This is a genomic window from Aeromonas sp. R1-2 (genome assembly GCF_040908505.1).
Classification (GTDB): Bacteria; Pseudomonadota; Gammaproteobacteria; order Enterobacterales; family Aeromonadaceae; genus Aeromonas; species Aeromonas veronii.
This window is the reverse complement of sequence record NZ_JBFODU010000024.1, coordinates 89,688-115,443: the sequence shown is the minus strand read 5'-3', so window position 1 is coordinate 115,443 and position 25,756 is coordinate 89,688. Positions and strand designations below refer to the sequence as shown.

At 56.9% G+C, this 25,756-nt stretch carries 18 protein-coding genes; 6 read left to right on the top strand and 12 right to left on the bottom strand.

Annotated elements, in window-relative coordinates; genetic code table 11:
* From AB5Y76_RS09655 to AB5Y76_RS09625, 7 genes are all read right to left on the bottom strand, one after another.
* The coding region (locus AB5Y76_RS09655; RefSeq protein WP_368177717.1) for a retention module-containing protein at positions 1-2,237 on the bottom strand (2,237 nt) is incomplete at its 3' end.
* A gap of 263 nt (positions 2,238-2,500) precedes the next feature.
* A complete protein-coding gene (locus AB5Y76_RS09650) occupies positions 2,501-4,426 on the bottom strand; it encodes an EAL domain-containing protein (protein WP_263717585.1) in 1,926 nt (641 codons plus the stop codon).
* A 3-nt stretch (positions 4,427-4,429) separates the two neighbouring features.
* Positions 4,430-5,182, bottom strand: a complete 753-nt coding sequence (locus tag AB5Y76_RS09645; protein ID WP_223849329.1) for a transglutaminase-like cysteine peptidase — start codon at positions 5,180-5,182, stop codon at positions 4,430-4,432.
* 135 nt (positions 5,183-5,317) lie between these two features.
* Complete coding sequence (locus tag AB5Y76_RS09640) at positions 5,318-6,634, bottom strand: TolC family outer membrane protein (protein WP_058059334.1); 1,317 nt, start codon at positions 6,632-6,634, stop codon at positions 5,318-5,320.
* 37 nt (positions 6,635-6,671) lie between these two features.
* Positions 6,672-8,105: an HlyD family type I secretion periplasmic adaptor subunit gene (locus tag AB5Y76_RS09635; protein ID WP_005350982.1), complete on the bottom strand. Its 1,434-nt coding sequence runs from the start codon at positions 8,103-8,105 to the stop codon at positions 6,672-6,674.
* Positions 8,098-10,242, bottom strand: a complete 2,145-nt coding sequence (locus tag AB5Y76_RS09630; protein ID WP_263717584.1) for a type I secretion system permease/ATPase — start codon at positions 10,240-10,242, stop codon at positions 8,098-8,100. Before AB5Y76_RS09630 ends, AB5Y76_RS09635 begins: the two co-directional genes overlap by 8 nt.
* Positions 10,243-10,619: 377 nt before the next feature.
* Positions 10,620-11,549: a TIGR01212 family radical SAM protein gene (locus AB5Y76_RS09625; RefSeq protein ID WP_005359766.1), complete on the bottom strand. Its 930-nt coding sequence runs from the start codon at positions 11,547-11,549 to the stop codon at positions 10,620-10,622.
* Positions 11,550-12,159: 610 nt separating this feature from the next.
* On the opposite strand from AB5Y76_RS09625, the gene gltB reads away from it, so the two are divergent.
* Positions 12,160-16,617 carry a glutamate synthase large subunit gene (gene gltB, locus AB5Y76_RS09620; RefSeq protein ID WP_069555675.1) on the top strand — a complete coding sequence of 1,486 codons (4,458 nt, stop codon included), beginning with the start codon at positions 12,160-12,162 and terminating at the stop codon, positions 16,615-16,617.
* 12 nt (positions 16,618-16,629) lie between these two features.
* Positions 16,630-18,045, top strand: a complete 1,416-nt coding sequence (locus tag AB5Y76_RS09615; protein WP_263717583.1) for an FAD-dependent oxidoreductase — start codon at positions 16,630-16,632, stop codon at positions 18,043-18,045.
* A gap of 91 nt (positions 18,046-18,136) precedes the next feature.
* Here AB5Y76_RS09615 and AB5Y76_RS09610 read toward each other — a convergent pair whose 3' ends face one another.
* A complete protein-coding gene (locus AB5Y76_RS09610; RefSeq protein WP_064341968.1) occupies positions 18,137-18,535 on the bottom strand; it encodes a nuclear transport factor 2 family protein in 399 nt (132 codons plus the stop codon).
* 11 nt (positions 18,536-18,546) lie between these two features.
* Positions 18,547-19,125: an O-methyltransferase gene (locus AB5Y76_RS09605; protein ID WP_263717582.1), complete on the bottom strand. Its 579-nt coding sequence runs from the start codon at positions 19,123-19,125 to the stop codon at positions 18,547-18,549.
* A 287-nt stretch (positions 19,126-19,412) separates the two neighbouring features.
* On the opposite strand from AB5Y76_RS09605, the gene AB5Y76_RS09600 reads away from it, so the two are divergent.
* Entirely contained in the window at positions 19,413-20,708 is a 1,296-nt protein-coding gene (locus AB5Y76_RS09600; protein WP_005337380.1) for a DEAD/DEAH box helicase, read from the top strand.
* A gap of 98 nt (positions 20,709-20,806) precedes the next feature.
* A complete protein-coding gene (locus tag AB5Y76_RS09595) occupies positions 20,807-21,457 on the top strand; it encodes a DUF2913 family protein (RefSeq protein WP_263717581.1) in 651 nt (216 codons plus the stop codon).
* Between the two features lie 94 nt (positions 21,458-21,551).
* On the opposite strand, the gene AB5Y76_RS09590 is transcribed toward AB5Y76_RS09595, so the two are convergent.
* From AB5Y76_RS09590 to AB5Y76_RS09580, 3 genes are all read right to left on the bottom strand, one after another.
* Positions 21,552-21,791, bottom strand: coding sequence for a FeoC-like transcriptional regulator (locus AB5Y76_RS09590; protein WP_064339967.1), 240 nt, complete (start codon positions 21,789-21,791; stop codon positions 21,552-21,554).
* Positions 21,788-24,058, bottom strand: coding sequence for a Fe(2+) transporter permease subunit FeoB (gene feoB / locus AB5Y76_RS09585; protein ID WP_263717580.1), 2,271 nt, complete (start codon positions 24,056-24,058; stop codon positions 21,788-21,790). The genes AB5Y76_RS09590 and feoB overlap by 4 nt, the downstream gene beginning before the upstream one ends.
* 128 nt (positions 24,059-24,186) lie before the next feature.
* Positions 24,187-24,414 carry a FeoA family protein gene (locus AB5Y76_RS09580; RefSeq protein ID WP_005337384.1) on the bottom strand — a complete coding sequence of 76 codons (228 nt, stop codon included), beginning with the start codon at positions 24,412-24,414 and terminating at the stop codon, positions 24,187-24,189.
* A gap of 119 nt (positions 24,415-24,533) precedes the next feature.
* On the opposite strand from AB5Y76_RS09580, the gene AB5Y76_RS09575 reads away from it, so the two are divergent.
* Both AB5Y76_RS09575 and AB5Y76_RS09570 read left to right on the top strand, forming a co-directional pair.
* Complete coding sequence (locus tag AB5Y76_RS09575; RefSeq protein ID WP_005337385.1) at positions 24,534-24,863, top strand: translation initiation factor; 330 nt, start codon at positions 24,534-24,536, stop codon at positions 24,861-24,863.
* A 259-nt stretch (positions 24,864-25,122) separates the two neighbouring features.
* On the top strand, positions 25,123-25,680 hold the full coding sequence (locus AB5Y76_RS09570) for a TMEM165/GDT1 family protein (RefSeq protein ID WP_263717579.1): 558 nt from the start codon (positions 25,123-25,125) through the stop codon (positions 25,678-25,680).
* The last annotated feature ends 76 nt before the right edge of the window (positions 25,681-25,756 follow it).

Here is a 25,756-nt window from a genome sequence, read left to right as displayed (position 1 = left end):
ACGTCATCAGTGATGTTCACATTCACCTTGATGCCACCCACCACCGGGTCGCCATCGCCATCCTGCGCCGCAAAGGTAAAGCCATCGGTCAGCAACTTAACTACGTTCTCTCCCTCACCTGATACCAGCAGGTTGTCTGCCAGCGTGAAGGTGTATGAACCATCCGCATTCACCAACAAACTGGCCGCAGCACCGGCAACACCAGGTTGCACGGCACCTTTCGCATCGAAGTACACCGTCACAGAGGTCTGGCCTTCATCAATGGTGGCCATGCCACCGCTCCAGCTCACACCAGTCACCTTGCCAAAGCCGTCCGCCCCCCAGGCAACGTTGTCCACTATGCTGCCTGTGACTGACAACGGCTCACGCTCACCAACGTCATTACCCTCTGACTCACCCTCACCACGCGATTTCAGCAAGTCATCCTCGTCCACATTAACCGTGTCGCTGCCCCCTGTTTGCTTGAGCACCGGCACATCATCTTCCACCTTGATGGCAAAGCTCCCTGCCGGGAAACCATCGGTCAACGGGTCGCCATCACCATCGCTGGCCGTCAGTACGCCAGAGAAGTCGATACCCACGCCAGCCAGTTGTTCGCCGTCATCACCATCCGCTGTCGGATGGTCCAGCGGACCAATCAGGGTAAAGCTGTAGCTGCCATTTGCCCCTACGGTCAGGGTAAAGACCGGCACACCGTCTGCACTGGCGGTCAACACATTGCCCACCACGCTGTAGCTCAGCGCCACACCGCCACTGGTCAGCTCCTGCCCCACCAGACTACTGACATCACTGCCCAGACCAAAGCTACCTGCCCCATCGGCACCAAAGTTGACCAGCGTATTAAGGGTGCCAGCCAGCCCTGTTGCGCTCACACTCTGGTCAGACCCTTCGCTGTTGCCGCTGGTCAGCGCATCTTCCTGCACTTGCCCACCCAGAGTTGACCCGATATCACCAGCCAGAGTGGGAATGTCATCCAAAATAGTGATATCAAGGGTATCGCTAGCCGTGTCGCCATCGCTATCAGTCAAAACGACACTAAAGCTCTCGCTCAAGGAGGTGTCATTGGCAGGTCTTGTGTGGTTTTCATTGTCGCCAAGGGTATAGCTGTAGCTGACTTGTCCTGCACCAGTCACAGGGTTGTAGGTCACCGCGGTAATTGTCAGGACATTTCCTAACGGGCTAATAATTGACAGGGGAAAAGAGGTAGCAGATTGACCATTGGTGATGAGCGTAACGTTACCCAGAGCAAGACTTTGGACACCATCCTGGGCATTGAAGGTAAACACCCCACTTTGAGTTAACGCGGCATCGTTAGGTGCCGAACCGTCGGCCAAGTTGGCATCACTGACCAACACCTCTCCCCCTTCCTGAGTAAGCCCATCAAGACTTACCTCCTCATCTACCGGAGTAATGGAGATAACGAGTGTTGAAGTCACTGTATCCTGGCCATCAGTTACCTGATAGTTCACCGGGGGAACAGCGCCATCATAGTTAGGCGCAGGAGTAAAGGTATAGCTCCCATCCGGATTGATGATCAGTGTGCCCACTCCGGTAATGGTGGCAGCAACACCAGCAGGGACTCCGATATTGATACCCCAGTCATATGAAACGATAGAGGCATCAGCAGGCCCATCTGGATTGGTACTATTGTCGAGCAAATTCCCACTGACCTGAGTGTCTTCCAGGGTCACGGCGGTTTCGCCCAAATCATCAAGCTGATTTTCAAGAATCAAATCTTCGGCCTGATTTTCATTGATGACAGCGGCCGTATCGTAGGTGGTATCAAACCCTGCAGCCGCTATCGTGGCATCACCAGTTCGATCAATTGTGACGAAACCACCATTACCACTGGCCCCCGCAACCCCACCAATACCGCCACCACCACCGGCCGCTGGAGCCCCACCAGCAGCAGAAGCCTCAAAGTTTTGAGTCGGGTCAACACCCTGCAGAATCGATTCTTGCAATGCGGCAATATCTGAAGGTGCGCCTTCCTGGCTGGCCGCCACTTGCGGTTGAGCAGGTTCAGCGGACTCGGAACCGGCCGGAACATCCGATGCTGGAGTATCGTCATAAGGGGAAAGAGCCAGCTTGGCGTCATCAGCTATGGCCAATTTTGCTCCGGGTTGGAGAATTTCCCCTTTTTGCAGAGGGCGGCTGCTTCCATCAGCCAGCACAATCTCCACATTGCCTTCTATAGCTGAGACAACCACGAACTTGTCGATGATTTGGGTACGCATATCCATTGCTCCAAGGTGACAGATCTTGATGTCTACACCGTAGAAGGAGATAGCGCGCTGTTCCGTTGCAAAAAAGCGTACGTTCGAGAGGAATTCAACAAATGGACGGAAAAAAATCGAAGAGTTGGAATTTCTTAATACAAATCAGAACCCTAGACACAGCCCCATTCAAGACCGACCTTGAGTTGGTTATAGAAAAATGGCGAAAAGAGAAGTGACTGGTATAAAAAAGGCCCCTATCGGGGCCATTTCCAGCATTTAATTCAAGACAATGGGAAGGCGGGATGAACAAATCCCTGGTAACCATCGATATGCAACTTGGAAAGCAGTTCCACTTGATGTTGATCTTCGACGCGGGTTGCAATGGTGGTCACACCGGCATTATGTGCGGCGCGACACACTGCAGCCAGGAATGAGGTGTCAGCCCCCGGCTCCATGACCTGACTGGTATAACCGTGATCAACCTTGACATAAGCCGGCGACAACTCCTCCAGATAGCCCAGAGACTGGAAGTGACGACCATAGTGGTCAACCCCCCACTGGAAGCCATGAGCTTGCAAGGTGCCCACCAACGCAGCCACGTTGTCTTTATGTTTCATGATGGCAGCTTCAGGTATTTCAAATAACAACCGCTCTTTCAGCTCAACATGCTCGGTCAGGTAACGCGTCAGCCAGGTTAAAAATTCATCCGAGCAGAGCGAGCCAGCAGTGATGTTGATCGCCAGTACCAGATCAGACTGTCTTTGCAGTAATGGAACGCAAGCATCAAGCACCGCCTGGTCAAACTCGCCACCCAATTTGAATTGTTCAATCGCGGGCAAGAACTGACCGGCAAAATAATCAGTGCCATCCCGAGAGATAGAAGCAAACAGCTCGGCATGCAACCTTTCTCCATTATCAAACCGGCAAGCTGGTTGGGCTTTGAAGCGCCAAAGTTGTCGTGAAATTGCATCTTGTACCAGATCTCGCCAGGCCAAACGCCCCATCAAACCTTGCTCGGTCCCCCCTTCCATCACCACAGCACCACGGCGTTCATTGCGCGCCTTGCCAAGCGCATTATCGGCTTTGGTCAACAAGGCAGAGAGATCATCATTGCCATCACGACCGGCAATACCAATGACGGAGAGCGCATCCCCTTCGCCCATTGGATTCACCACCAGATCGGCAATGCGGCTATTAATCACTTCAGCCAGCTCTTTTAGCTGAGTCAGATCGTCAGTTGGACAGAGCAGCGCATATTCCGTCGCGGAGATCCGTGCCAAGGCTGCGCCACCCCACCCTTTTAATTGCTCTTTCAAAGCCTGAGCTATCGATTTGACCATGTTGTCACGGGCAGCAAAGCCTTCATCGCGATAGATATCATCCAGCATGTCGACCGCAACCAACATGACGCCACCTTGGCCAGCCTCCGCTATCCATGCGTTAACCTGACCCACAAAATAGGCTCGGTTGCCAAGTCCCGATACGGCATCGACATAAACCCGCTCACGCAATTTCTCGGCCTCATCGGCTTGCTCTTTGAACTGCAACGCCAACTTGCTTGAGAGGATATTGATCGCCTGAACGACCTGCTTCAATTCATGAGTTTTAGGCTCCGGGATCGTATGACCGAAATGGTGCAGCTCGATCTCTACGGCTTGATCACAGATCTGTTTGAGTGGCTTGAGCAAGTAGTTGAGTGCTCTCATCAACAAAATGGTGGTGATCAAAAAGCCGACCAGAAACCAGCTCGCCAGCTCGCTCATCCCCCGCCACAACTCGTAATAAGCCTGGCCGGGGTGACCAACTACTTTTAATTTTCCAAGCTGCAACCAGCCAGACGTCAGGATGGACTCGTTGGATACCTCAGGAAACAGTTCCAAATTTACAAACCACCGCGGTACCCCCTGAATATTGTTGGTATTTTCCTGCTCGATGACATCCTTTGATGCCAGCAAATCCAAGCGAACCAATCGATAATAGCCACCATCAAAAATGGCCTGGATCACCGACTCGGCACCGACCTTGTCACCGTTTTCCAGATAGGGGGTGAGCGCAAGCCCCAGCGAGGTTGCCGTATTGATGACCGTTGTTTCCTGTTGCTGCGCAAGATAAGTGCGGGTTGAATTGAATTGCACCCAGTATGTGGCCGCAAATAACAATCCAAACAGCAGCAGCATGGTGGCTAATAACTGTCGATAGAGCGTCATAGGTTAATCATCCAAATTCACCACTGGCCGAGCCAATCGCCCCGAGGTCATGCGATTGCGTAAATCATTCCATAATCCCAAGCGGGATGATTGACCAGCCAGTTCCCCTTGGCCTCGTGCCTTCATCAACCACAAGTGACTACCGTTAAAACTGTAAATAGGCACCAGATCACGCCGCTGTGTGGCAGGGCGAATCGAGCCTATCAAATTATCCAAAATAACCGGAACGGAAGAGGGTGTCTCATAATATGCCACCACCATGTGAAACTGGTTGTAATCAAGAGCCTTAACGTACACCATCCGCATTTTATCATCCGGGATCCCAAGCTCGAGCAGCGTAGAGTATTTGGCGATACTGAAATCTTCACAGTCTCCCCCAGCGGCTCCCAAAAATTCCAGCGGGGTTGCCCAATAATCCTTTTTGCGCCACAACTTGATATCGTCAATAAAACGCATTCGATTGAAAAAATTATTTACCCGCTCAAGCTTTTTTTCTTCGCTCAGGGCCCTGCCCTTCGTCTCCATGACCAGCATACGCCAACTAGTTACACGCTTGCCGGCTCTGGCGCCATAGGTCTGCTCCGCCCGTTTGATCAAGTTGAGATCTTCCTGTGGCAGAGGCTGACTGGCACAGAGCAGAAGTGAGAAGGGTAACAGCAGGATCCATAAGGAGTGGCGCAGAGCGCGTAGCGATCGGTATCTCCATTCATTAAGAAGATAACACCATCTGCCGCCGGTTCCGCGCTGGAGTGTCACGTCATATTCCTGCTGCATTATTGCTGCTGCACTCCTCAAAGCCCGTGCAACCATCTGCGTTAGCCAAACATGGTGACTACCAGCAGCAGTCACCATGTTGGCGTTCATGATCCCTGCGGGATCATGAACAAACGGTTATTGCCTGGCCTGCCATTCAGCGGGTTGTTTGACGCTAAATGCATTGAGCAGACTGCCTGTCGCGTTGAGAATGCGATAGTCCGCCAGCAGTGCATCATACTCGGCAGTGATATAGCTGCGACGCGCCTCAAACAGTTCGTTCTCGGTGTTCAATACGTCCAGCAATGTCCGTTGACCCAACCCAAACTGCTTCTTGTACGCCTGTACGGTGTCATAGCTGGCGTCAACATGCTCTTTCAGGAAGGTCTTTTGCTTGGCCAGCGACTCTTTCGCGTTCCAGGCCAGACGAGTGCCTTCCTCCACCTGGCGGAACGCATTCAAATGAATGTCTTTCGCCTGAGAGTAGAGCGCCGATGTTGCATTGCTCTCTGCCACATCAGAGCCGCCACGGAACAGGTTGTAACGCATCCGCACCATTGCGGTCAGATCATCGTTGCGCCCTTTTACCGCATCGATATCCTCATTCCAGTTCTGATCGACCTCGAATGTCACATTGGGGTAGAAACCGGATTTGGCGCCTTCGTGTTGATACTTGGCCGCTTCGATATCCTGCAGGGAAGAGAGCAGGGTCGGGTGGACTTCGGTCGCCGTTTTCAGCGCACTATCGAGGCTGGTCGGGATAAGCTCGGTATTGGGAACCGGCTGAACCAGATCTTTGGGCACCTCGTTCACGACACGAATAAATTCACTCTCTGCATCGCGATAGTTGTTTTCAGCAGCAGCCTGATTTGAATAGGCTCGGGCAACACGACCTTCAATCTGGGTCTGATCCGCAGTAGAGCCAAGCCCTGAATCAGTCCGCTTGCTGATGTCGCTGCGGATCTGTTCGTGGGTTTCCAGGTTTTGTTTGGAGAGTTCCAAAATCTCCTGCTGACGCAGCATATTGAGGTAGACCTCAGCCACCCGCAGCGCGGTGTTTTCTGCTTCGGAGATCATCGCCAGACGCTGGGCATTGGCTTCAGCTTCGGTTCTGGAGACATTGTTGCTGACATCAAAGCCATCAAACAACATTTGCCGCAGACTGAGCCCAGCCTCTTTACGAGTCAACGAGTCATCACTAGTTGGATCACGACGCGTTGAAGGGCTATCAGTTTTTTCATAGCCTACACCGCCACGCAGATCGATCGTAGGATAATAGCCACCCTTGGCTCCATCATGCTGATAGAGTCGTGCCTGATACAGATCAAACGCTTCCTTTATCTTGGGATGCGTAGCAAGTGTCTGTGCCACCGACTCTTCCAGAGTCTGGGCCTGACCCAAACTCGGGATCAGGATGCAGCCACTGACCAGCATGGCAACAATCGTTTTTTTCATGTTATCTCCAGTCATGTTTTGTTTTTAGATTGTTGGCTTATCGTTCTCTCAGTGCCGACTGCTTTGCCCGTAAAATCGGCTTAAGCAAATAGTCTAGGACACTTTTTTTACCAGTAATGATATCAGCACTGGCTAACATACCGGGGATGATGGGAAGTGCGTTAAGCTCATCGCCCAAGTAACTCTTCTCTGTTCGAACCCGAACCAGATAAAAGGAGTTCCCCTCCTCATCCTGGATCGAATCTGCACTTATCTGTTCAACCTTGCCATGCAATCCTCCATAGATTGTAAAGTCGTAGGCAGTAATTTTGACAATGGCATCCAGCCCCGGTCGCAGGAAGGCGATATCTTTCGGTGACACCTTGGCTTCTACCAGCAAGGTATCCTCCAACGGCACAATCTCCATCAAATCCATGCCGGGCTGAACCACGCCGCCCAGGGTGTTGATCTTGAGTTTCTTGATGGTGCCCTTGAGCGGAGCAATCACGCTGGTCCGGTCAACCCTGTCTCGCAAGCCAACCTGCCCTTCTGATAACTGGCCAAGCCGCCCCTGTTTCTCATTCAGTTCAGTCTGGGAGTCTGCTCTGAACTTCAGCGCAATATCATTACGCTTGGAGATGGTCTCACGCAGTACCGAATTGAGTTTTGGGATCAGCAGACGGTTACTCTCCAGCTCCCCCTGCATCTCGTTGACCTGCCGCTCAAGCTTGATTAGCTCCACTTGAGGCACTATACCTTCTTTCGCCAGCGGACGGCTAATATTCAGTTCCTGTCTGGCCAAATCCACACTGCGATTCACGGTGCGGATCTTGGCATTCAGTTCAATCAGCTCCTGCTCTTTCTGTTCGATTTGCTGACCAAGAATATAGAGCTGGTTCTTCAGGTTATTGAGGCGATCCCGCTGTACAGAGCGCTCACGGTGTGCGTATTCGGCAAAGACGGTTTCATAACCATCGGGAAACTGGATTGGAGCTTCACCTACCACGACCTGTTCACGCCACCCCAGTGCCGGGTCGTTTTTCACCTCGACGCTGGCCATCTCGGCGCGCAGACGGGCAACATCCCCCTTGAGGGTGACGACCTCTTGCTCCCGTTCTCTAAAGTCGGAGCGGAAACGGGTGTCATCAATACGCAGCAGCGGCTGCCCCTTTTCGACGATGTCCCCCTCTTTGACGAAGATCTCTTTGACGATCCCCCCTTCCAGGTTCTGGATCACCTGCAGCTGACGGGACGGAATAACTTTGCCCTGACCCACGGTGACTTCATCCAGTTCGGCCCAGGCCGCCCAGACGATGGCACTCATGAAAAAGAGGAAACAGCACCACAACAGGATGCGAGCTCCGGTCGGCGTGGTCAGCAGTACAGCTGCCGCGCCGTCATCGACAAACTCCAGATGCTCGGGTGCTGGCAATACCTCGCCTGAAGGCGTCTTTTTGCTGCGCTTGAACCAGTCCATGAGCCCCTTAACCATGGGACACCTCCTGCACGCGCACCTTGCCTTCCTTCAACTGCAGCAACACCACCTCTTTGGGGCCATCAGCAACGATCTGCCCCTGCTCGATAACGATCACTCGCGATGCCACATCCAGCATTGAGGTTTTGTGAGTGATGAGGATCAATGTGGTTTCCGGGCCCAGTCTGGCGAGCTCTTGCTTAACCTGCATCTCGGACTGGTTGTCCATGTTGGAGGTCGGCTCATCCATCACCAGAATGGGGGGATCATTGAGCAGGGCGCGTGCCAGCAGGATCGACTGACGCTGGCCACCGGAGAGCTGACGGCCACCCTCGCCTATCTGCCGATCCAGCCCGTTGGGATCCCGGTTGGTAAAGTTGGTGACACCCGCCCGCTTGGCTGCGCGCAAGACTCTCACATCATCCACCAGCGGATTACCCAGCATGATGTTGTCCCGCACAGATCCGAAAAAGAGAATGACATCTTGCGGAACACAGCCGATATTGCGACGGATCACCGCAGGCGGCAGTTGATCGAGTTCAAAACCATCGATACGTACCGAACCATCGGTCGGTCGATACAGTCCCATCAACAGCTTCTCCAGGGTCGTTTTACCCGCCCCAATCCGGCCGATAATCGCCACCTTTTCGCCCGGCTGAATGCGCAAATTGATATTGTGCAGGGTGCTGGTTTCCATGCCGGGATATTTGAAGGAGACATTCTCGAATTCAATGCGACCGGCAATCACCGGATGATGGATATATTGCTTGCCCTCCTCCTGCTCCCCCGGGGTTTGCATGATTTTTTCCAGAATATCCAGTGCTGACTTGGCCTGGTTATAACGGGTCGACAACACGGAGAGTTGCACCATGGGCGCAATGGCGCGGCTGGAGAGCATCACGGCGGCAATCATGCCCCCCATGGTGACCAAACCTTCGGAGATCTGGTAAACACCGACGATCACCAGACCGACCGTCACCACCTGCTGGATATAGCTGGCCAGCGAGGACATGGAGTTGGTAATGCGGCGGGTCTGTACGCCCCAGGTGGAAATATGAGAAACGGCCTGTTCCCAGCGATGCTGGAACATGCTCTCGGCGCCGAAAATCTTGACGGTTTCCAGCCCTGAAATACTTTCAATCAGGTTGGCGTTCTTCTGGGACGCAAGGCGTGAACCCTCTTCGATGGACTGCTTGAGGGGCTCCTGAATATAAAAGCTGTAGGCGATGAGGATCAACATGGCGACGATGGGAACCACCACCATTACGCCTGCAAACATCCAGATAATAAAAAGGAAGAAGACGGCAAAGGGCAGATCGATAAGAGTAGAAACCGTTGCGGAGGTGAAAAACTCCCGCACCGATTCAAATTCCTGCAGATGTTTGGCGAACGCGCCAGTGGAAGCGGGACGAGACTCCATCCTCATACCCATCACCTTGGCAAAAATCTTGGCGGACAGCAGCACATCAGACTTTTTACCGGCAATGTCGATAAAGTAACTACGCAACTGCCGCATCACAAAATCGAAGGTAAAGACCACCATGGCCCCGACCGCCAGCACCCAGAGCGAATCAAACGCCAGATTGGGCACAATCTTGTCATAAACGTTCATGGTAAAGAGCGGACTGGCGATGGCAAACAGGTTGATCAGAATGGAGGCGATCAGCACATCGCGATAGATGCCGCGGGATTCGAACAAGGTGCTCCAGAACCAGTGTCCATCACGGGTTTCCAGTACCTTGGGCGAGCGCTCGTCAAACTTGAACTGCTTCTTTACATAGAAGAGGCGCCCCAGATACTCATCACCCAACTGGGCTGCGGTCAGCCATTGCGCGGCATCACCGGCCTGCGGGAAAATCACTTTCCCCTGGCTGCGATCTTCGTTCCACTCCAGCAATATACAGGCGCCACCACTGCGCATCTGCAATACACAAGGCAGCAGCAAGGGAGAGATATCAGCCAGTGGCTGGATCACTTCACGGGCGGATAACCCGCCCCGCTCGGCAGCACGGCAAAAGAGTGCGGTAGTCAGGCGTCCGGAGACCAGTGGCAACCCGGTCGTCAGGGCATCCTGACTGTTGGGCACACCATAAAAACGGGTCAAGAAGACCAGACACTCCAATAACTCATCAATACGACTTGTTTCTGCTTGCATAGCATCCTGTCACTGCATAAATGAGGTAGATAAGAGCGTTCATCGCTCCTATTTCCCTGCTATAGCCACGCTAAAACCGAGTGGCCTTCCCGCTGATGAGACTGATCAGGGGATAAACCTGTCCAGATAGATCGCGACACTCATCCCCAATTTCCCGGCACAGCAGCAATGGCGGCATGATTCGTTATTGGTAAAAATAATCGGCTCATCAACACCATGCTAACACTGCAATCAGGGTGAATGTCGGAGTTAATTGATAATGACATTTATTATGGCGCACCACTATATCAACCGGCACGTACCAAAACTATAGTTTAGGGTATGAAGTTTTTTATATAACCCTATGTTTTACGTGAAAATAATAATCTGGTGCTCAATTATAGGTCAGGAAGTATGAAGGGTCTGCCCAACGCGTGACCTTGCGGGCCATTCAATGAGAGTGCTTTGGCAATATCCGCCATGGCAGTCCAGCGGTTTTCACACCAGGCTGGCGCCAACAGAGTCGGACGGCGCGCGGAGGCCGAAATCCGGTGATACACCACCTCGGGCGGCGTGTGCTGGATCATGGCAACGGCCGCCTCCACATACTGATCCAGCGTCAATACCTCAAGCCGCCCCGCCTGCCACGCCTTGCCGAGAGTACTGCCTTCAACCACATGAAGCGGATGCAACTTGATCCCCTCAACACCGGTCTCAACGATGCGATGCAGGGTATCGAGGCTGTCCATCGGCACTTCGCCCGGCAGGCCGACGATCAGATGAGCACATACCTTGATGCCGCGCTGATGGGCACGTCTTACCGCATCCTCATAGGCGGCATAACCGTGGCCACGGTTGATCCGTTGCAAGGTCTTGTCATTGGCGCTTTGCAGCCCAAGCTCCAGCCACACCTCGTAACCCCGGGCCTGATAGCCCGCCAACAGATCCAGCACCGCATCCGGCACGCAATCGGGACGAGTGCCCACACAGAGCCCCACCATATCGCTCACTGACAGCGCCTCTTCATACATCCGCTGCAGATATTCGACTTCGGCATAGGTACTGGTATAGGCCTGAAAGTAGGCAAGATAGCGCTTGGCACGGGTGACTTCGTCCCGGCGAGCCAGCAGTTGTTGCACCACGGAGAGTTGCTGAGCCGACTCGTCAGCAAAAGAGGATACGTTGCAGAAGGTGCAGCCACCACGGCCCAGGGTGCCGTCACGGTTCGGGCAGGTGAAGGCCCCGTGGATGGAGAGTTTGTGGATCTTCTGACCATGACGCTGCTTGAGATCCTGACCGAATGTATTGACGAGTTCGTGTAACTGCATGACACCTCCGCTAAAGGAGCGCCATTGTACGAGCTTGCGCAAAACAGGGGCTGAGCTGGATCAAGCTCGCGGAGAGGGTAAACATATAAATACCCGACCAATTTTGAATAAATATAGAGAAAAAGCGCAAAAAAAGGATTTTTACAGTTCTTTGACGATTCAAACAGTAAACATCCATATGAAAATGAGACCTGATAACCCACTGTTGAACAATGAAAAATTCAAAGAGACCCGACAGCACACAATTGCAAGCATGGGATATTGAAAATGTGATCCCTTCCGCTGTCGGCCACATCGGGTTGGTAAAATTACTACATTCGCCCATCGTCGCCGAGCGCACCATTGAGCCCGTCAATGGCGATATATTTAACCAACAAAATCAAGCCGCACAGAATAAACACTCCATAACTGCGAGCTAATCCCCCTAACCCGACATTTTGTTATGCGAATGTAACCATGAAGACAAACCTGACCTGCGATTGACCTCGCCAGAAAATCCCATTAGTTTGGAGATTCGCCACGTCAGGCAGACGGAACCACAAGAGCCAATCGCAATTTATGCAGTCAGGTGATGACTGTGCGATACAAGGCCGAGCAAGGGAGAAATGCAATGTCACTATATGATCCAAAGCTGGAGAGGGATAACTGTGGCTTCGGCCTGTTGGCCCACATGGAAGGGGAAGCCAGCCACAAGCTTGTCCGTCTCGCGATGTCAGCATTGGCTCGCATGCAGCACCGCGGCGGGATCTCCGCCGATGGCAAGACCGGCGACGGTTGTGGCCTGCTGCTGCAAAAACCGGACAGCTTCTTCAGAGCTGTCGCCGAGGAGAAGGGATGGCACCTTGGCCGCAACTATGCGGTCGGCATGCTGTTTCTCAACCCTGACCCCGTATTGGCCCAGCAGACCCGCGACATCATCGACGAAGAGCTGGAAAAAGAGACCCTGAGTCTGGTCGGCTGGCGCAAGGTGCCTGTCGATACCAACGTACTGGGTACCATCGCCAAAGCCTCCCTGCCCAGCATTGAACAGGTCTTTGTCAACGCCCCGCCCGGCTGGGTCGACAAGGATCTCGAGCGCCGTCTCTATATCGTGCGTCGCCGCATCGAAAAGCGCGTCAACGACGACTACTTCTACGTGGTCAGCCTCTCCAACCTGGTCACCGTCTATAAAGGGCTGTGCATGCCGGTGGACTTGCCGCGCTTCTATCTGGATCTCGCCGACATCCGTATGCAGGCGGCCATCTGCGTCTTCCACCAGCGTTTCTCCACCAACACCAGCCCGCGCTGGCCGCTGGCGCAGCCGTTTCGCTATCTGGCCCACAACGGCGAGATCAACACCATCGCCGGCAACCGCCAGTGGGCCAAGGCGCGCAGCTACAAGTTTGCGACGCCGCTCATTCCCGATTTGCAGGAAGCGGCCCCCTTCGTCAACACCACGGGGTCGGATTCCTCCAGTCTCGACAACATGCTGGATCTCTTCCTCGCCGGTGGCATGGACCTGTTCCGCGCCATGCGCCTGTTGATCCCGCCTGCATGGCAAAAACATCCGAACATGGATGACGACCTGCGCGCCTTCTACGACTTCAACTCCATGCACATGGAGCCGTGGGATGGCCCCGCCGGTATCGTCATGACCGATGGTCGCTACGCCACCTGCGCCCTTGACAGAAACGGCCTGCGTCCGGCCCGCTACGTCATCACCAAGGACAAGTTCATCACCCTCGCCTCAGAAGTCGGTACCTGGGACTACACCCCGGACGAAGTGCTGGAGAAGGGCCGTGTCGGCCCGGGCGAGCTGTTCGTTGTGGATACCAGCAACGGCAAGGTGTGGACCAGCTTCGAGATCGATGACGATCTCAAAAACCGCCACACCTACAAGCAGTGGATGGATAAACATTGCCGCCGACTGGTCCCCTTCGAGCAGATGGACGACAGCCAGACCGGTAGCCGCGAGTTCTCCGACGATCAGCTGAAAACCTATCAGAAGTTGTTTGGCTACTCCTTCGAGGAGCTGGATCAGATCATCCGGGTATTGGGTGAAAATGGTCAGGAGGCGGTGGGCTCCATGGGGGATGATACCCCGATGGCGGTGCTCTCCTCCGGCCCGCGTACCCTCTATGACTACTTCCGCCAGATGTTTGCCCAGGTGACCAACCCGCCCATCGATCCGCTGCGGGAAAACCACGTCATGTCGCTGGCCACCTGTATCGGTCGCGAGCAGAACGTCTTCAACGAGACCTTCGGCCACGCCCACCGGGTGCTGTTCCAGTCACCGATCCTGCTCTACTCCGACTTCCACCAGCTACTGGCACTGGAAGGTGAGTACTACCGTCATCAGGTGATCAGCCTCAACTTCAAGCCCGAAGAGGGGCTGGAAGCGGCCATCTTGCGTATCTGCGAGGAGGCAAAAACTGCTGCCAAGAGTGGCACCGTACTGCTGGTGCTGTCGGATCGCGATATCAGCGCCGATACCCTGCCGATCCCGGCCGCCATGGCGGTGGGTGCAGTGCAGCGCACCCTGGTGGACAACAACCTGCGCTGCGACGCCAACATTCTGGTGGAGACCGCAAGCTGCCGCGATCCGCACCACTTCTCGGTGCTGCTGGGCTTTGGCGCGACCGCCATCTACCCCTATCTCGCCTACGAAACCCTGGCCAAACAGGTTGAAGAGGGCGTGCTCACCATGTCCCTGCGCCAGGCCATGGTCAACTACCGCAACGGCATCAACAAGGGGCTCTACAAGGTGATGTCCAAGATGGGCATCAGCACGGTCGCCAGCTACCGCTGCTCCCAGCTGTTCGAAGCTGTGGGCCTGGCCAAGTCGGTGGTCGATACCTGCTTCCGCGGCGTATCGAGCCGTATTCAGGGTGCCGATTTTGCCGACATCCAGCAGGATCAGCACAATCTGGCCCGTCAGGCCTGGCTGGTGCGCAAGCCCCTCCCCCATGGCGGCCTGCTCAAGTTCGTCCACGGCGGCGAGTACCACACCTACAACCCGGATGTGGTGCAGACCCTGCAAGCGGCGGTGCGCTCCGGCAACTATGCCGATTACAAGGAGTACGCCCGTCTGGTCAACGAGCGCCCGGTTGCCACCTTGCGCGATCTGCTGGCGCTGAAGAAGGTCGACAATCCGGTCGCGCTGGATCAGGTTGAGCCAGCCGACAAGCTGTTCCCCCGCTTCGACTCCGCCGCCATGTCCATCGGTGCCCTCGGCCCTGAAGCCCACGAGGCGCTGGCTGTCGCCATGAACCGCCTCGGCGGTCAGAGCAACTCCGGCGAAGGTGGCGAAGATCCCAAGCGTTTCGGTACCGAGAAGAACTCCCGCATCAAGCAGGTGGCTTCCGGCCGCTTTGGCGTCACCCCTCACTACCTGATGAACGCAGATGTGGTGCAGATCAAGGTGGCTCAAGGTGCCAAGCCTGGCGAAGGTGGCCAGCTGCCCGGTGACAAGGTCACCGCCCAGATCGCCCAGCTGCGTTATTCCGTGCCCGGCGTAACCCTGATCTCGCCGCCGCCGCACCACGACATCTACTCCATCGAGGATCTGGCCCAGCTCATCTTCGACATCAAGCAGATCAACCCGAGCTGTCTGGTGTCGGTGAAACTGGTCTCCGAGCCCGGCGTGGGCACCATCGCCTGCGGCGTGGCCAAGGCCTATGCCGACTTCATCACCATCTCAGGTTATGACGGCGGCACTGGCGCGAGCCCCCTCACCTCGGTCAAATATGCCGGCTCCCCGTGGGAGCTGGGTCTGGCTGAAACCCAGCAGGCGCTAGTCGCCAACGGTCTGCGTCACAAGGTGCGGCTGCAGGTGGATGGTGGTCTCAAAACCGGCCTCGACATCATCAAGGCGGCCATCCTCGGCGCCGAGAGCTTCGGCTTTGGCACCGGCCCCATGGTGGCACTCGGTTGCAAATACCTGCGTATTTGCCACCTGAACAACTGCGCCACCGGCGTTGCCACTCAGGATGAGAAGCTGCGTCGCGAGCACTTCACCGGCCTGCCGGAGATGGTGATGAACTACTTCAAGTTCATCGCTGAAGAGACCCGCGAGCTGATGGCCCAGCTCGGCGTCACCCAGCTGACCGACCTGATTGGCCGCACCGATCTGCTGGAAGCCCTGCCCGGCCTCACCGCCCGTCAGGCCAAGCTGGATCTCTCCGGCATTCTGGCCCGTCCGGTTGCTCCGGCAGGCTCCAGCCTGTTCAGCCAGCAGCACAACCCCACCTTCGACAAGGGGCCGCTCAACCTCAAGATGGTGGAAGATCTGCTGGAAGCGGTGGAAACCTCAAGCGGTGGCGAGTTCCGCTACGACATTCGCAACACCGACCGCTCGGTGGGTGCGCGCCTCTCGGGCGAGATCGTCAAACGTCACGGCAATCAGGGGATGGCGGCGGATCCGGTCAAGGTACACTTCAACGGCACCGCAGGCCAGAGCTTCGGCGTCTGGAACGCGGGTGGCCTCGAGATGATCCTCACCGGTGACGCCAACGACTATGTGGGCAAGGGGATGACCGGCGGCAAGCTGGTGATCAAGCCCCATGTCGGCGTGGCGTTCAAGTCCCATGAAGCGGCCATCATCGGCAACACCTGCCTCTACGGCGCCACCGGCGGCAAACTCTACGCCGCAGGCACTGCCGGCGAGCGTTTCGCGGTGCGTAACTCCGGCGCCCTGGCGGTAGTCGAGGGGATTGGCGACAACGGTTGTGAATATATGACCGGCGGCATCGTCACCGTACTGGGTCAGACCGGCGTCAACTTCGCGGCGGGCATGACCGGCGGCTTTGCCTACGTGCTCGACGAGTGCGGCAACTTCGCCAAGCGCACCAACCCCGAGCTGGTGGAACTGCTGGATGTGGCGGATCTCGCCATCCATCAGGAGCACCTGCGCGGCATCATCACGGCGCACCTCAATGAGACCGGCAGCTCGCGCGCCGAGGAGATCCTGGCCAACTTCGACTCCTATGTGCCCAAGTTCAGGCTGATCAAACCCAAGTCCAGCGACGTGAAATCGCTGCTGGGTCACACCAGCCGTTCCAGTGCAGAACTCAGAATCCAGGCGCAATAAGGAGGGAACCCTATGAGCCAGAACGTATTTCAGTTTATCGATGTCCAGCGGGTCGACCCGCCCAAGAAGCCGCTCAAGATCCGCAAAATCCAGTTTGTGGAGATCTACGAGTCCTTCAATCAGCCGCAGGTACAGATGCAGGCGGATCGCTGCCTCGAGTGCGGCAACCCCTATTGCGAGTGGAAGTGTCCGGTCCACAACTACATCCCCAACTGGCTGAAACTGGCCAAAGAGGGGCGCATTCTTGAGGCGGTGGAGCTATCCCACCAGACCAACAGCCTGCCGGAAGTGTGCGGTCGGGTCTGCCCGCAGGATCGCCTCTGCGAGGGCTCCTGCACCCTCAACGATCGCTTCGGCGCGGTGACCATCGGCAACATCGAAAAATACATCACCGACAAGGCGTTCGAGATGGGCTGGAAGCCCGATCTCTCGAACGTGGTCAAGACCGGCAAGCGGGTCGCCGTCATCGGTGCCGGCCCTGCAGGCCTCGCCTGTGCCGATGTGCTGGCACGCAATGGCGTCACCCCGGTGGTGTTTGACAAGTATCCGGAGATCGGTGGCCTGCTCACCTTCGGCATCCCCTCCTTCAAGCTGGAAAAAGAGGTAATGCAGCGTCGCCGCGAGATCTTCCAGGGGATGGGCGTGGAGTTTCGTCTCGAAACCGAAGTGGGCAAGGACATCACCTTCGCCGATCTGCTTGGCGAGTTCGATGCGGTCTTCCTTGGGGTCGGCACTTACAAGTACATGAAGGGCGGCTTTGCCAACGAAGAGGCGCCGGGCGTCTATGACGCCCTGCCCTACCTCATCACCAACGCCAACCGCTTGCTGGGCTTTGAGAAGGCGCAAGCCGACTATATCGACTTCGCTGGCAAGCAGGTGGTGGTGCTGGGCGGTGGCGATACCGCCATGGACTGCGTGCGGACCGCCATCCGTCAGGGGGCCGCCAAGGTGATCTGCGCCTATCGCCGCGACGAGGAGAACATGCCGGGCTCCAAGCGGGAGGTGAAAAATGCCCGCGAGGAGGGGGTTGAATTCATGTTCAACCTGCAACCGGTGGCAGTCGAACTGGATGCCAACGGTCGCACCGTCGGCATCAAGGTGGTGAGCACCGAGCTGGGTGAACCCGATGCCAATGGTCGCCGCAATCCGGTGGTCATCGAGGGCTCCGAGCAGGTGCTGGCCGCCGATGCCGTGGTGATGGCGTTTGGCTTCCAACCCAACCCCCAGCCCTGGATGGCGGAGTTCGGCATCGAGCTCGACAACCGGGATCGCATCAAGGCGCGCGAACAGGCGGAGTATGCCTTCCAGACCAGCAACCCCAAGGTGTTCGCCGGTGGCGACGCGGTGCGTGGCTCCGACCTGGTGGTGACTGCCATCTACGAAGGGCGCAAAGCGGCCGAAGGGATCATGGACTATCTGGCGGTCTGATCCGACCGGCCAAGACCCTGATGCACTTTCACTATCAGCCCCGCCAATGCGGGGCTGATTTCTTTGACATGCCGCCAGTGAATAGCGATGGCTAACTCTTTGGCATCGGACAAACCCAAGAACTGCGCCATTCTGGCGCGGCATACTCATCGGGCCAATACTCGGTCTGCTGTTGAATTTTACCTTCCGCAACATGGTGAAATGTGATGGCGCGAGCATTTACGACCCCATCGCTGACCAGCACCTCACTGACCACCTCACTCCCTTGTGCCAGAAGACGGACAATCTCGAAGCGCCACAGGCCAGCGGCGGGGTAGCGACGATTGATCTCAATAAAATTCTCTCGCCCCACAATCCGTTCTCCCGATTGGGGCCAGTCACAGAAAAAATCATCTCCCAGCCAGCTTGCCGCCTTCGCAAAGTCATTGCTCTGCATCTCCTGCCAATAGGCCTCTACCACTGCTTTTGGCTCCATGGTGTTCAATTCCATACTCACTCTCCCTACACACGCACCACCAGCCACTCCCCCTTGCCGACCGGCACCAGCGAGGTGGCAAAGGCCGGATCCTGCCCGACCTCGTTCATCCACTCCACCATCTCGCTGCGATGGGAGATGGCGTTATCAACCACCAGCAGGCCACGGGGTGCCAGCAGGCGGCGGATCTGTGGCCACCATGCCCGGTAGTGCTGACGATCCGAATCGAGGAAGATGAGCTGATAGCCGGCTTGCGGCAAGGTCGGTAACAGCTCACTCGCATCCCCTGCCAGCAAGGTTACCCAAGGGGCCAGCCCTGCCCTCTGAAAGTTGTCATGGGCCAGCACGCGCTTATTCTCATCCAGCTCAATGGTGGTAACGTGCCCCTCCAGCCGACGCACCGCTTCTGCCAGCCAGAGTGTGGAGTAACCATTGGAGGTGCCAATCTCCAGCACCGCCTGCGCCCCACGGGTCTGCACCAGCACTGACAGCAACTCCCCCGTGTCGCGGGTGATATTGAGCAGCTTGCGGTGACGTGCCTGCTGCATGCTGTCATTGCGCTCGCCAAGCTGCTCCAGCTGGCGTTTTAACTGTTCCAGTTCCATAGATATCCCTTTCGTCCTTGCCCAAAACCGTTAGCCCACACCTCCAAGCTTGGCATTTGGGAGTCAAATGATTGCTTTCAACCGCCATTCACACCACAAAGGATGAGAAAAGGACAACCATTTGAGGCAGAATTTGTGACGTCTATCTGTTACACTTCGCGCCCGCCATTTTCCGGCTCACTCTCTGACTTGATGTCAGGCGCAGCCGTCGGTGGTTACAACCTCCGTCTCGCTCATGCCGAGCTAACCAAGCCAAACACAGCCCAGCTGGAACACAGGAACCCATTATGAGATTTGAATCGTTCGATTTTGCCCCCGAGATTTTGCGTGCTGTCTCAGATTGCGGTTATCAGGAGATGACCCCTGTGCAGCAACAGGCGATCCCGGCCATTCGCCGTGGCCGCGATGTGCTGGCCAGCGCCCAGACCGGTACCGGCAAGACCGCCGCCTTCGCCCTGCCCATCTTGCAGCGTCTGGTAGACAATCCGGCTCCGGTCCAGCCTTCCAACGCCCGTGTGCTGATCCTGACCCCGACCCGCGAGCTGGCGGCTCAGGTGGCGAGCAACATCAATGACTTCGCCAAGTATCTCGATATCACCACCATCACCATCGTCGGCGGTGGCAAACAGGACGTGCAGGCCAAGAAGCTCAAAGCGGGCGCTCACATCATTGTGGCCACCCCGGGCCGTCTGCTGGAGCACCTCACCGCCTGCAACCTCAGCCTCTCCGGCGTCGAGTGTCTGGTGATGGATGAAGCGGATCGCATCCTCGACATGGGCTTCAGTGCCGATGTGCAGAAGATCCTGCAAGCGGTCAACAAGACCCGTCAAAACCTGCTCTTCTCCGCCACCTTCTCCGACGCGGTGAAGAAGCTGGCCAACCTGATGCTGGACAGACCGCAGATCGTCAGCGTCAACAAGCAGAATTCCACCGCCGACACCGTCAGCCACACCGTCTATCCGGTCGAGCAGAAGCGCAAGCGCGAGCTACTCTCCGAGCTGATTGGCAAGCAGAACTGGCAGCAGGTGCTGGTGTTCGCCAGTACCCGCGAGAGCTGTGATGTGCTGGTCGAGGAGCTGAACCTCGACGGCATCAAGTCCGCCGTTGTCCATGGCGAGAAGGCCCAGGGCAACCGTCGCCGCGCCCTGCGCGAATTCATGGAAGGCAAGGTACGGGTACTGGTCGCCACCGAAGTGGCCGCCCGTGGTCTGGACATTCCGGATCTGGAATACGTGGTCAACTATGATCTGCCGTTCCTGGCGGAAGATTACGTGCACCGCATCGGCCGTACCGGTCGTGCCGGCAAACGCGGCATGGCCATCTCCTTCGTCAGCCGTGAAGAGGAGCGCACTCTGCTGGAGATCGAGGCCCTGATCGGCCAGAAGATCCGCCGCATCATGGTGCCTGGCTATGAGGTGAGCAGCCGTGACGAGCTGATCAAGCAGCTGCAAGAGCGTCGCCGCTTTGGCAAGCGCCCGCAGCGTGAAGATAACGCCGTGGCCCAGGTGATGGCCGAAGCCAAGCTGCAGGGTCAGCGCCTCAAGCGTCTGGCTGCAGCCAAGAAGCCCCGTCAGCCGAAATAAGGCGGGCAGTTGCTCTATTGAACCGCAAAGGCGCCACTGGCGCCTTTGCCATCTCTGTCATCGGTGTTGGCCCCTGGTGGTCAACTGAAGGATTGCTTATGACCTCTCCGACCTACAATCAGGCCCTGTTCGAGATGGCCACCCTGAGCCTGGCCGAACTGGCCCGCACCGCCGAACAAAAGGCGGGCAAGCGCACTCCGGCCCAAGAGAGCCACTTTCTCTGCACCTGGATGGCCGACTCCCTCAAGGAGAAGCGCTTCTCCCGTCTGGTGATGGAAGATTTGAAAGCTTGGGTGCAGCTTGGCCGCACTCTGGGTGCGGGGGCCGATCTCAAGGGATTGCTGGAGCGCATCGCCTTCCAGTACCAGTGCGCCATGACCAATCCGCGGCAATTGGGAGCCAAGCTGGCTGCCCTGCTGGAGGAGCTCTCAGCGGCAGGCTGGCTGGTGCTGACCGAGAGCGAGGTGAACGCCAAGCTGCGCCTGCAATCGGGCGGTCAGGCGAGCTTGGTGGTAAGCCATAGCGAATATGAAGGCCATATCGAGGACGGTGAGCTTGTCAAACCCCTCACCCTCTATGTGCGCGGTGACGAGAAGGTGCTGGCTGAGGCGGCCTTCAAGCACGGCCTGCTGCTGAGCCAGGGCAACAAGAAGACCACCCTGGTCAAACATCACAAGGCCTACCGGCTGATGCCAGACAACGCCCAACCGGCGCTGGCACTGCTGAGCGAGGCTCGCCAGAGCGCCTGATCTCGCCTGTTTTCAGCAATAAAAACGGCAGACCCTTGCGCAGGATCTGCCGTTTTTTATTGTTCGATGTTTGGTGATGAGGTTAGGTAGTCGTTTAGCGGATCTTGATGCCAATCTGGCCCGCGTCACACCACTCGAACATCACCTCCTCGCTCTTGCCGCAGCAACTGCCACCACAGATACGGCTTTCACGCTTGATGACCCGCCCCTTGCGCATCCAGACGCCGAGCATGGCCTCCACCGCATCTTCCGAGGTGTGGAAGTGGCGAGCCAGATCACGCCGGCTCACCTTCTGCTGCGCGGCGAGGTAATCCCCCAGCTCGCGCAGGATCATAAGGTCACCACCTTGCGGGCAACGATGTCACCGTGACGGCGACCGGCCCACCAGAGCAGTACCAGAGAGAGGCCGTAGCTGACGATCCAGAACAGGCTCTGCTCCGGATGAGCGGCAAAGGTCGCGACCTGATAGAAGAGGGTCGCGCACATAAAGGCCATATAGTTGCACCATACCGCCGTCATTAGCGCCCACTGACGACCGGTTTCCCGCACCAGCGCGCCCATGGCGGCGGCGCAAGGCATGTAGAGCAACACGAACAAGAGGTAGGCAAAGGCACCGGCCGCCCCATCGAAGTGGGTCTGCATATTGCCGTAGGTGGAGACATCGACCTCCTGCGCCTCGGCGGCAGCTTTCTGGTCGTCAAGGTTGCCAACATCAAGCCCCATGGGGTCGCTCGGGTTGATCTCCGCCAGATTGGCTGCCACGGCATCTATCGCCTCGTGGAAGCTGGCCACCAGCGAGAACTCGCTCTCCTCCTCTTCACCACCACCACCGGCGTAGAGGCTGTTGAGGGTACCGACCACCGCCTCTTTGGCGAAGATACCGGTGACGATACCGACCGTAGCCTGCCAGTTGTCATCGCGCACACCGATGGGGTGCAGCACCGGGGTCACCGCCTGGCTGATCTTGCTCAGGACCGAGCTCTCCTGCTCCTGATGGCCAAAGCTGCCATCGGTACCCAGGGAATTGAGCACGCTCAGCACGGCGACCACCAGTACGATGGTTTTACCGGCGCCAAAGACGAAGGATTTGAGCTTCTGCCAGGTCTTGATGGCAACGTTGACCGGCCGCGGCCACTCGTAATCCGGCATCTCCATCAGCATGGAGTCGCTCTTGCCCGGCAGCAGGGTGCTGCGCAGCAACAGGCCGGTGAGCACCGCCACCAGAATGCCGATGAGGTAGAGACCGAACACCAGGTTCTGGCCAGACTCGGGGAAAAAAGCCACCGCAAACAGGGCGTAAACCGGCAGACGGGCACCGCACGACATGAAGGGAGCCATGGCGGAGGTCATCAGCCGCTCCCGCTCGGAGTTGAGGGTACGGGTCGCCATCACCGAGGGGACGGTACAACCAAAGCCCATCAGCATCGGCACGAACGCCTTGCCCGGCAGGCCGAGGCGGCGCATCAGAGCATCCACCACGAAGGCGGCACGGGCCAGATAGCCGGAGCTCTCCAGCACCGCGAGGAACAGATAGAGGCAGCCAATCACCGGAATAAAGGTGGCCACGGTCTGCAAACCAACCCCGAAGCCGTCAGCCAGAATGGCGCCCAACCATTCGGGGGCATTGATCAGCCCCAGCAGGTGGTGCACCCCATCGACAAACAGGGCGCCGCCCATGATGTCGAAGAAGTCGATAAAGGCGCTGCCGACGTTGATGGCAAACAGGAACATCAGGTACATGACAAACAGGAAGAAGGGGATGCCAATCCAGCGATTGAGCAGCACCCGATCCAGCCACTCGCTCTGGGCCTCGGTGAGCTTGCCCTTCTGCTGACGAGCCTGTTGTACCCACTGGTGGATATGGCCGTAGCGAATATCCGCCAGCTGCAGGTCGATATCCTGTCCCTGATGGGCACGAGCTACCACATTGGCGGCGGCCGCCTGCTGACCGGGCAGCAGGGTCTCCTGCATCACCGCATCCTCTTCCAGCAGGCGCAGGGCGCGGCCACGGGTAGTGAGGTGATGCGGGGCGAGCAGGGTCTCCAGCTCCGCCAGATCGGTTTCAAGCTCGTGGCCGTAATCGAGCTGCAAGGCCGCTTGCGGCTGACCGATAAACTGCCGGATCTGCTGCTTGAATGCGGCAACCTGCTTGCTGTTGTGGGCAGAGAGGGCCACCACCGGGCAACCGAGGGATTTGCCGAGCTTGCTCTCGTCGATGACGATGCGGCGCTTTTGCAGGATATCCAGCTTGTTGAGCACCACCACCATGGGCAGGCCCAGTTCGCGCAGTTGCAGCGTGAGGTAGAGGGAGCGCTCCAGATTGGCGGCGTCGATCACGTTGAGCAGCAGATCGGGTTGTTGGCCCTGGGCAAAGCGGCTGGCGATCTGCTCGTCCAGACTGCCATCCTGACTGGCCAGGCTATAGATACCGGGCAGATCCATCAGCTTGAAGTGATGTTCACCCGCGCTGAACTCACCCATCTTCTTGTCGACGGTGACACCACTCCAGTTGCCTACCTGCTGGCGGGCGCCGGTCAGGGCGTTGAACAGGGAGGTCTTGCCGCTATTGGGGTTACCTACCGTTACCAGGGAATAATTCATACCAGCTCTACCTCTATTTTCTTCTGAACCCGCCGCGTGCGTGTGGCAAGTCGCTTTGCAGGTTCGACTTCTTGTCTCTGAACCGCTCCCGGTGACTTTCTTGACCGGAGCGGCAGCCGAACAGGGGGTTATACCGGCTCGACTTCTATTTGCTGGGCCAGACTCTTTTGCATGGAGAGACAGATCCCCTGGCACTGGATCTGGAGCGGGTCCCCCAGGGGGGCGGAGCGCAGATAAATGACTTCAGTCTGGGGCAACAGGCCCATCACCATCAGTTTGCGGCGCAGCGGCCGGGCGAGCTGATTCATATTCTTGATGCGAGCACTCTGTCCCGGTGACAACTGCGTGAGTACCATGACTGACTCCTGAAGTTAAACAATAATAATTCGCTTTTACTTGGGGCATTATAAGCTGTGTCTTCAACTTTTATTTGAGTAAAATCAAACTCCGCTTAGCTAACCCATAAAGTATTGCCATGAGTCACGACAACAACAGCCGCCTCGTTTACAGCACAGATGGCGGCATGATCAAGGAGCAGAGCGCTCCCCAATCCGCCTCCCCCTTCCCCACCGACGGCACCGTGCGCATTCGCCGCGAGACCAAGGGGCGCAAGGGTGCCGGGGTGATCACCATTCATGGCGTACCCGCCGATCAGCAAAAATCCCTGGCCACCCTGCTCAAGAAAAAGTGCGGCACCGGAGGCGGTATCAAGGAGGGAGTGATCGAGATCCAGGGAGATAAACGGGACCTGATCAAAACCGAGCTGGAGAAAGCCGGTTTCAGCGTCAAGCTGGTGGGTGGCTGATCCCCTTGTCACTCATGCGGTTTTTCCCTAGAATGCCCGCTCCCATCGAGGGGGAGTAGTCTCGCACGCCGGTGCCATCCATTGCATGAATACCGGTTTGCGACCCTGATCAACATACTTGGTGCCAAATCACCATGGTCAGGGTGATCCATGCCAGCCATGGATTTGACAAGACCTTTGACGGGCCAGTGCCAATACCGGGGACGGATGGCGCAGGCTTGTCTTTGGTTTATAACAATTCCGTCCCCCGGTCATTTTTATGGAAGCTTTGTTAACCTCAACCCTCAGCGTCGCTATTGCCGAAATCGGCGATAAAACCCAGCTGTTGGCGTTGCTGCTCATCTGCCGTTTTCGCAAGCCCTGGCCCATCATCGCCGGCATGCTGGCGGCTACCCTGCTCAACCATGCGGGCGCTGCCTGGATTGGCGAGTTCATCAGCCGCTGGCTCGATCCCAAGATAATGACCTGGCTGGTCGCCATCGCCTTTATCGCCATGGCTATCTGGATTTTGGTGCCGGACAAGATGGATGACGAGGAGAGCCCGCTCGATAAATACGGCCCCTTTATGGCCACCTTCGTGCTCTTCTTCATCGCCGAGATCGGTGACAAGACCCAGATCGCCACCGTGCTGCTGGCCGCCAAATATGACTCGCTGGTGCAGGTCATTACCGGCACCACCCTCGGCATGATGCTGGCCAACGTACCTGTGGTGCTGATCGGCAAGCTGGGGGCAGACAAGCTGCCGCTCAAGGGGATCCGCATCACCTGCGCCATCCTCTTCGTCGGCCTCGGGGTGAGCACCCTGATCTTTGCCTGATGGCCCGTACCCGATGACCAAGCCCTCCCCTGTGGAGGGCTTTTTTGTTTGCTGCTTTGTTTGCTACGTAATCCGC

Coding starts and splice junctions, on each gene's coding strand:
- AB5Y76_RS09650 (WP_263717585.1), bottom strand. CDS start 4,426: ATGACGCTCTATCGACAGTTATTAGCCACCATGCTGCTGCTGTTTGGA.
- AB5Y76_RS09640 (WP_058059334.1), bottom strand. CDS start 6,634: ATGAAAAAAACGATTGTTGCCATGCTGGTCAGTGGCTGCATCCTGATC.
- AB5Y76_RS09635 (WP_005350982.1), bottom strand. CDS start 8,105: ATGGTTAAGGGGCTCATGGACTGGTTCAAGCGCAGCAAAAAGACGCCT.
- AB5Y76_RS09630 (WP_263717584.1), bottom strand. CDS start 10,242: ATGCAAGCAGAAACAAGTCGTATTGATGAGTTATTGGAGTGTCTGGTC.
- AB5Y76_RS09625 (WP_005359766.1), bottom strand. CDS start 11,549: ATGCAGTTACACGAACTCGTCAATACATTCGGTCAGGATCTCAAGCAG.
- gltB (WP_069555675.1), top strand. CDS start 12,160: ATGTCACTATATGATCCAAAGCTGGAGAGGGATAACTGTGGCTTCGGC.
- AB5Y76_RS09615 (WP_263717583.1), top strand. CDS start 16,630: ATGAGCCAGAACGTATTTCAGTTTATCGATGTCCAGCGGGTCGACCCG.
- AB5Y76_RS09610 (WP_064341968.1), bottom strand. CDS start 18,535: ATGGAATTGAACACCATGGAGCCAAAAGCAGTGGTAGAGGCCTATTGG.
- AB5Y76_RS09605 (WP_263717582.1), bottom strand. CDS start 19,125: ATGGAACTGGAACAGTTAAAACGCCAGCTGGAGCAGCTTGGCGAGCGC.
- AB5Y76_RS09600 (WP_005337380.1), top strand. CDS start 19,413: ATGAGATTTGAATCGTTCGATTTTGCCCCCGAGATTTTGCGTGCTGTC.
- AB5Y76_RS09595 (WP_263717581.1), top strand. CDS start 20,807: ATGACCTCTCCGACCTACAATCAGGCCCTGTTCGAGATGGCCACCCTG.
- AB5Y76_RS09590 (WP_064339967.1), bottom strand. CDS start 21,791: ATGATCCTGCGCGAGCTGGGGGATTACCTCGCCGCGCAGCAGAAGGTG.
- feoB (WP_263717580.1), bottom strand. CDS start 24,058: ATGAATTATTCCCTGGTAACGGTAGGTAACCCCAATAGCGGCAAGACC.
- AB5Y76_RS09580 (WP_005337384.1), bottom strand. CDS start 24,414: ATGGTACTCACGCAGTTGTCACCGGGACAGAGTGCTCGCATCAAGAAT.
- AB5Y76_RS09575 (WP_005337385.1), top strand. CDS start 24,534: ATGAGTCACGACAACAACAGCCGCCTCGTTTACAGCACAGATGGCGGC.
- AB5Y76_RS09570 (WP_263717579.1), top strand. CDS start 25,123: ATGGAAGCTTTGTTAACCTCAACCCTCAGCGTCGCTATTGCCGAAATC.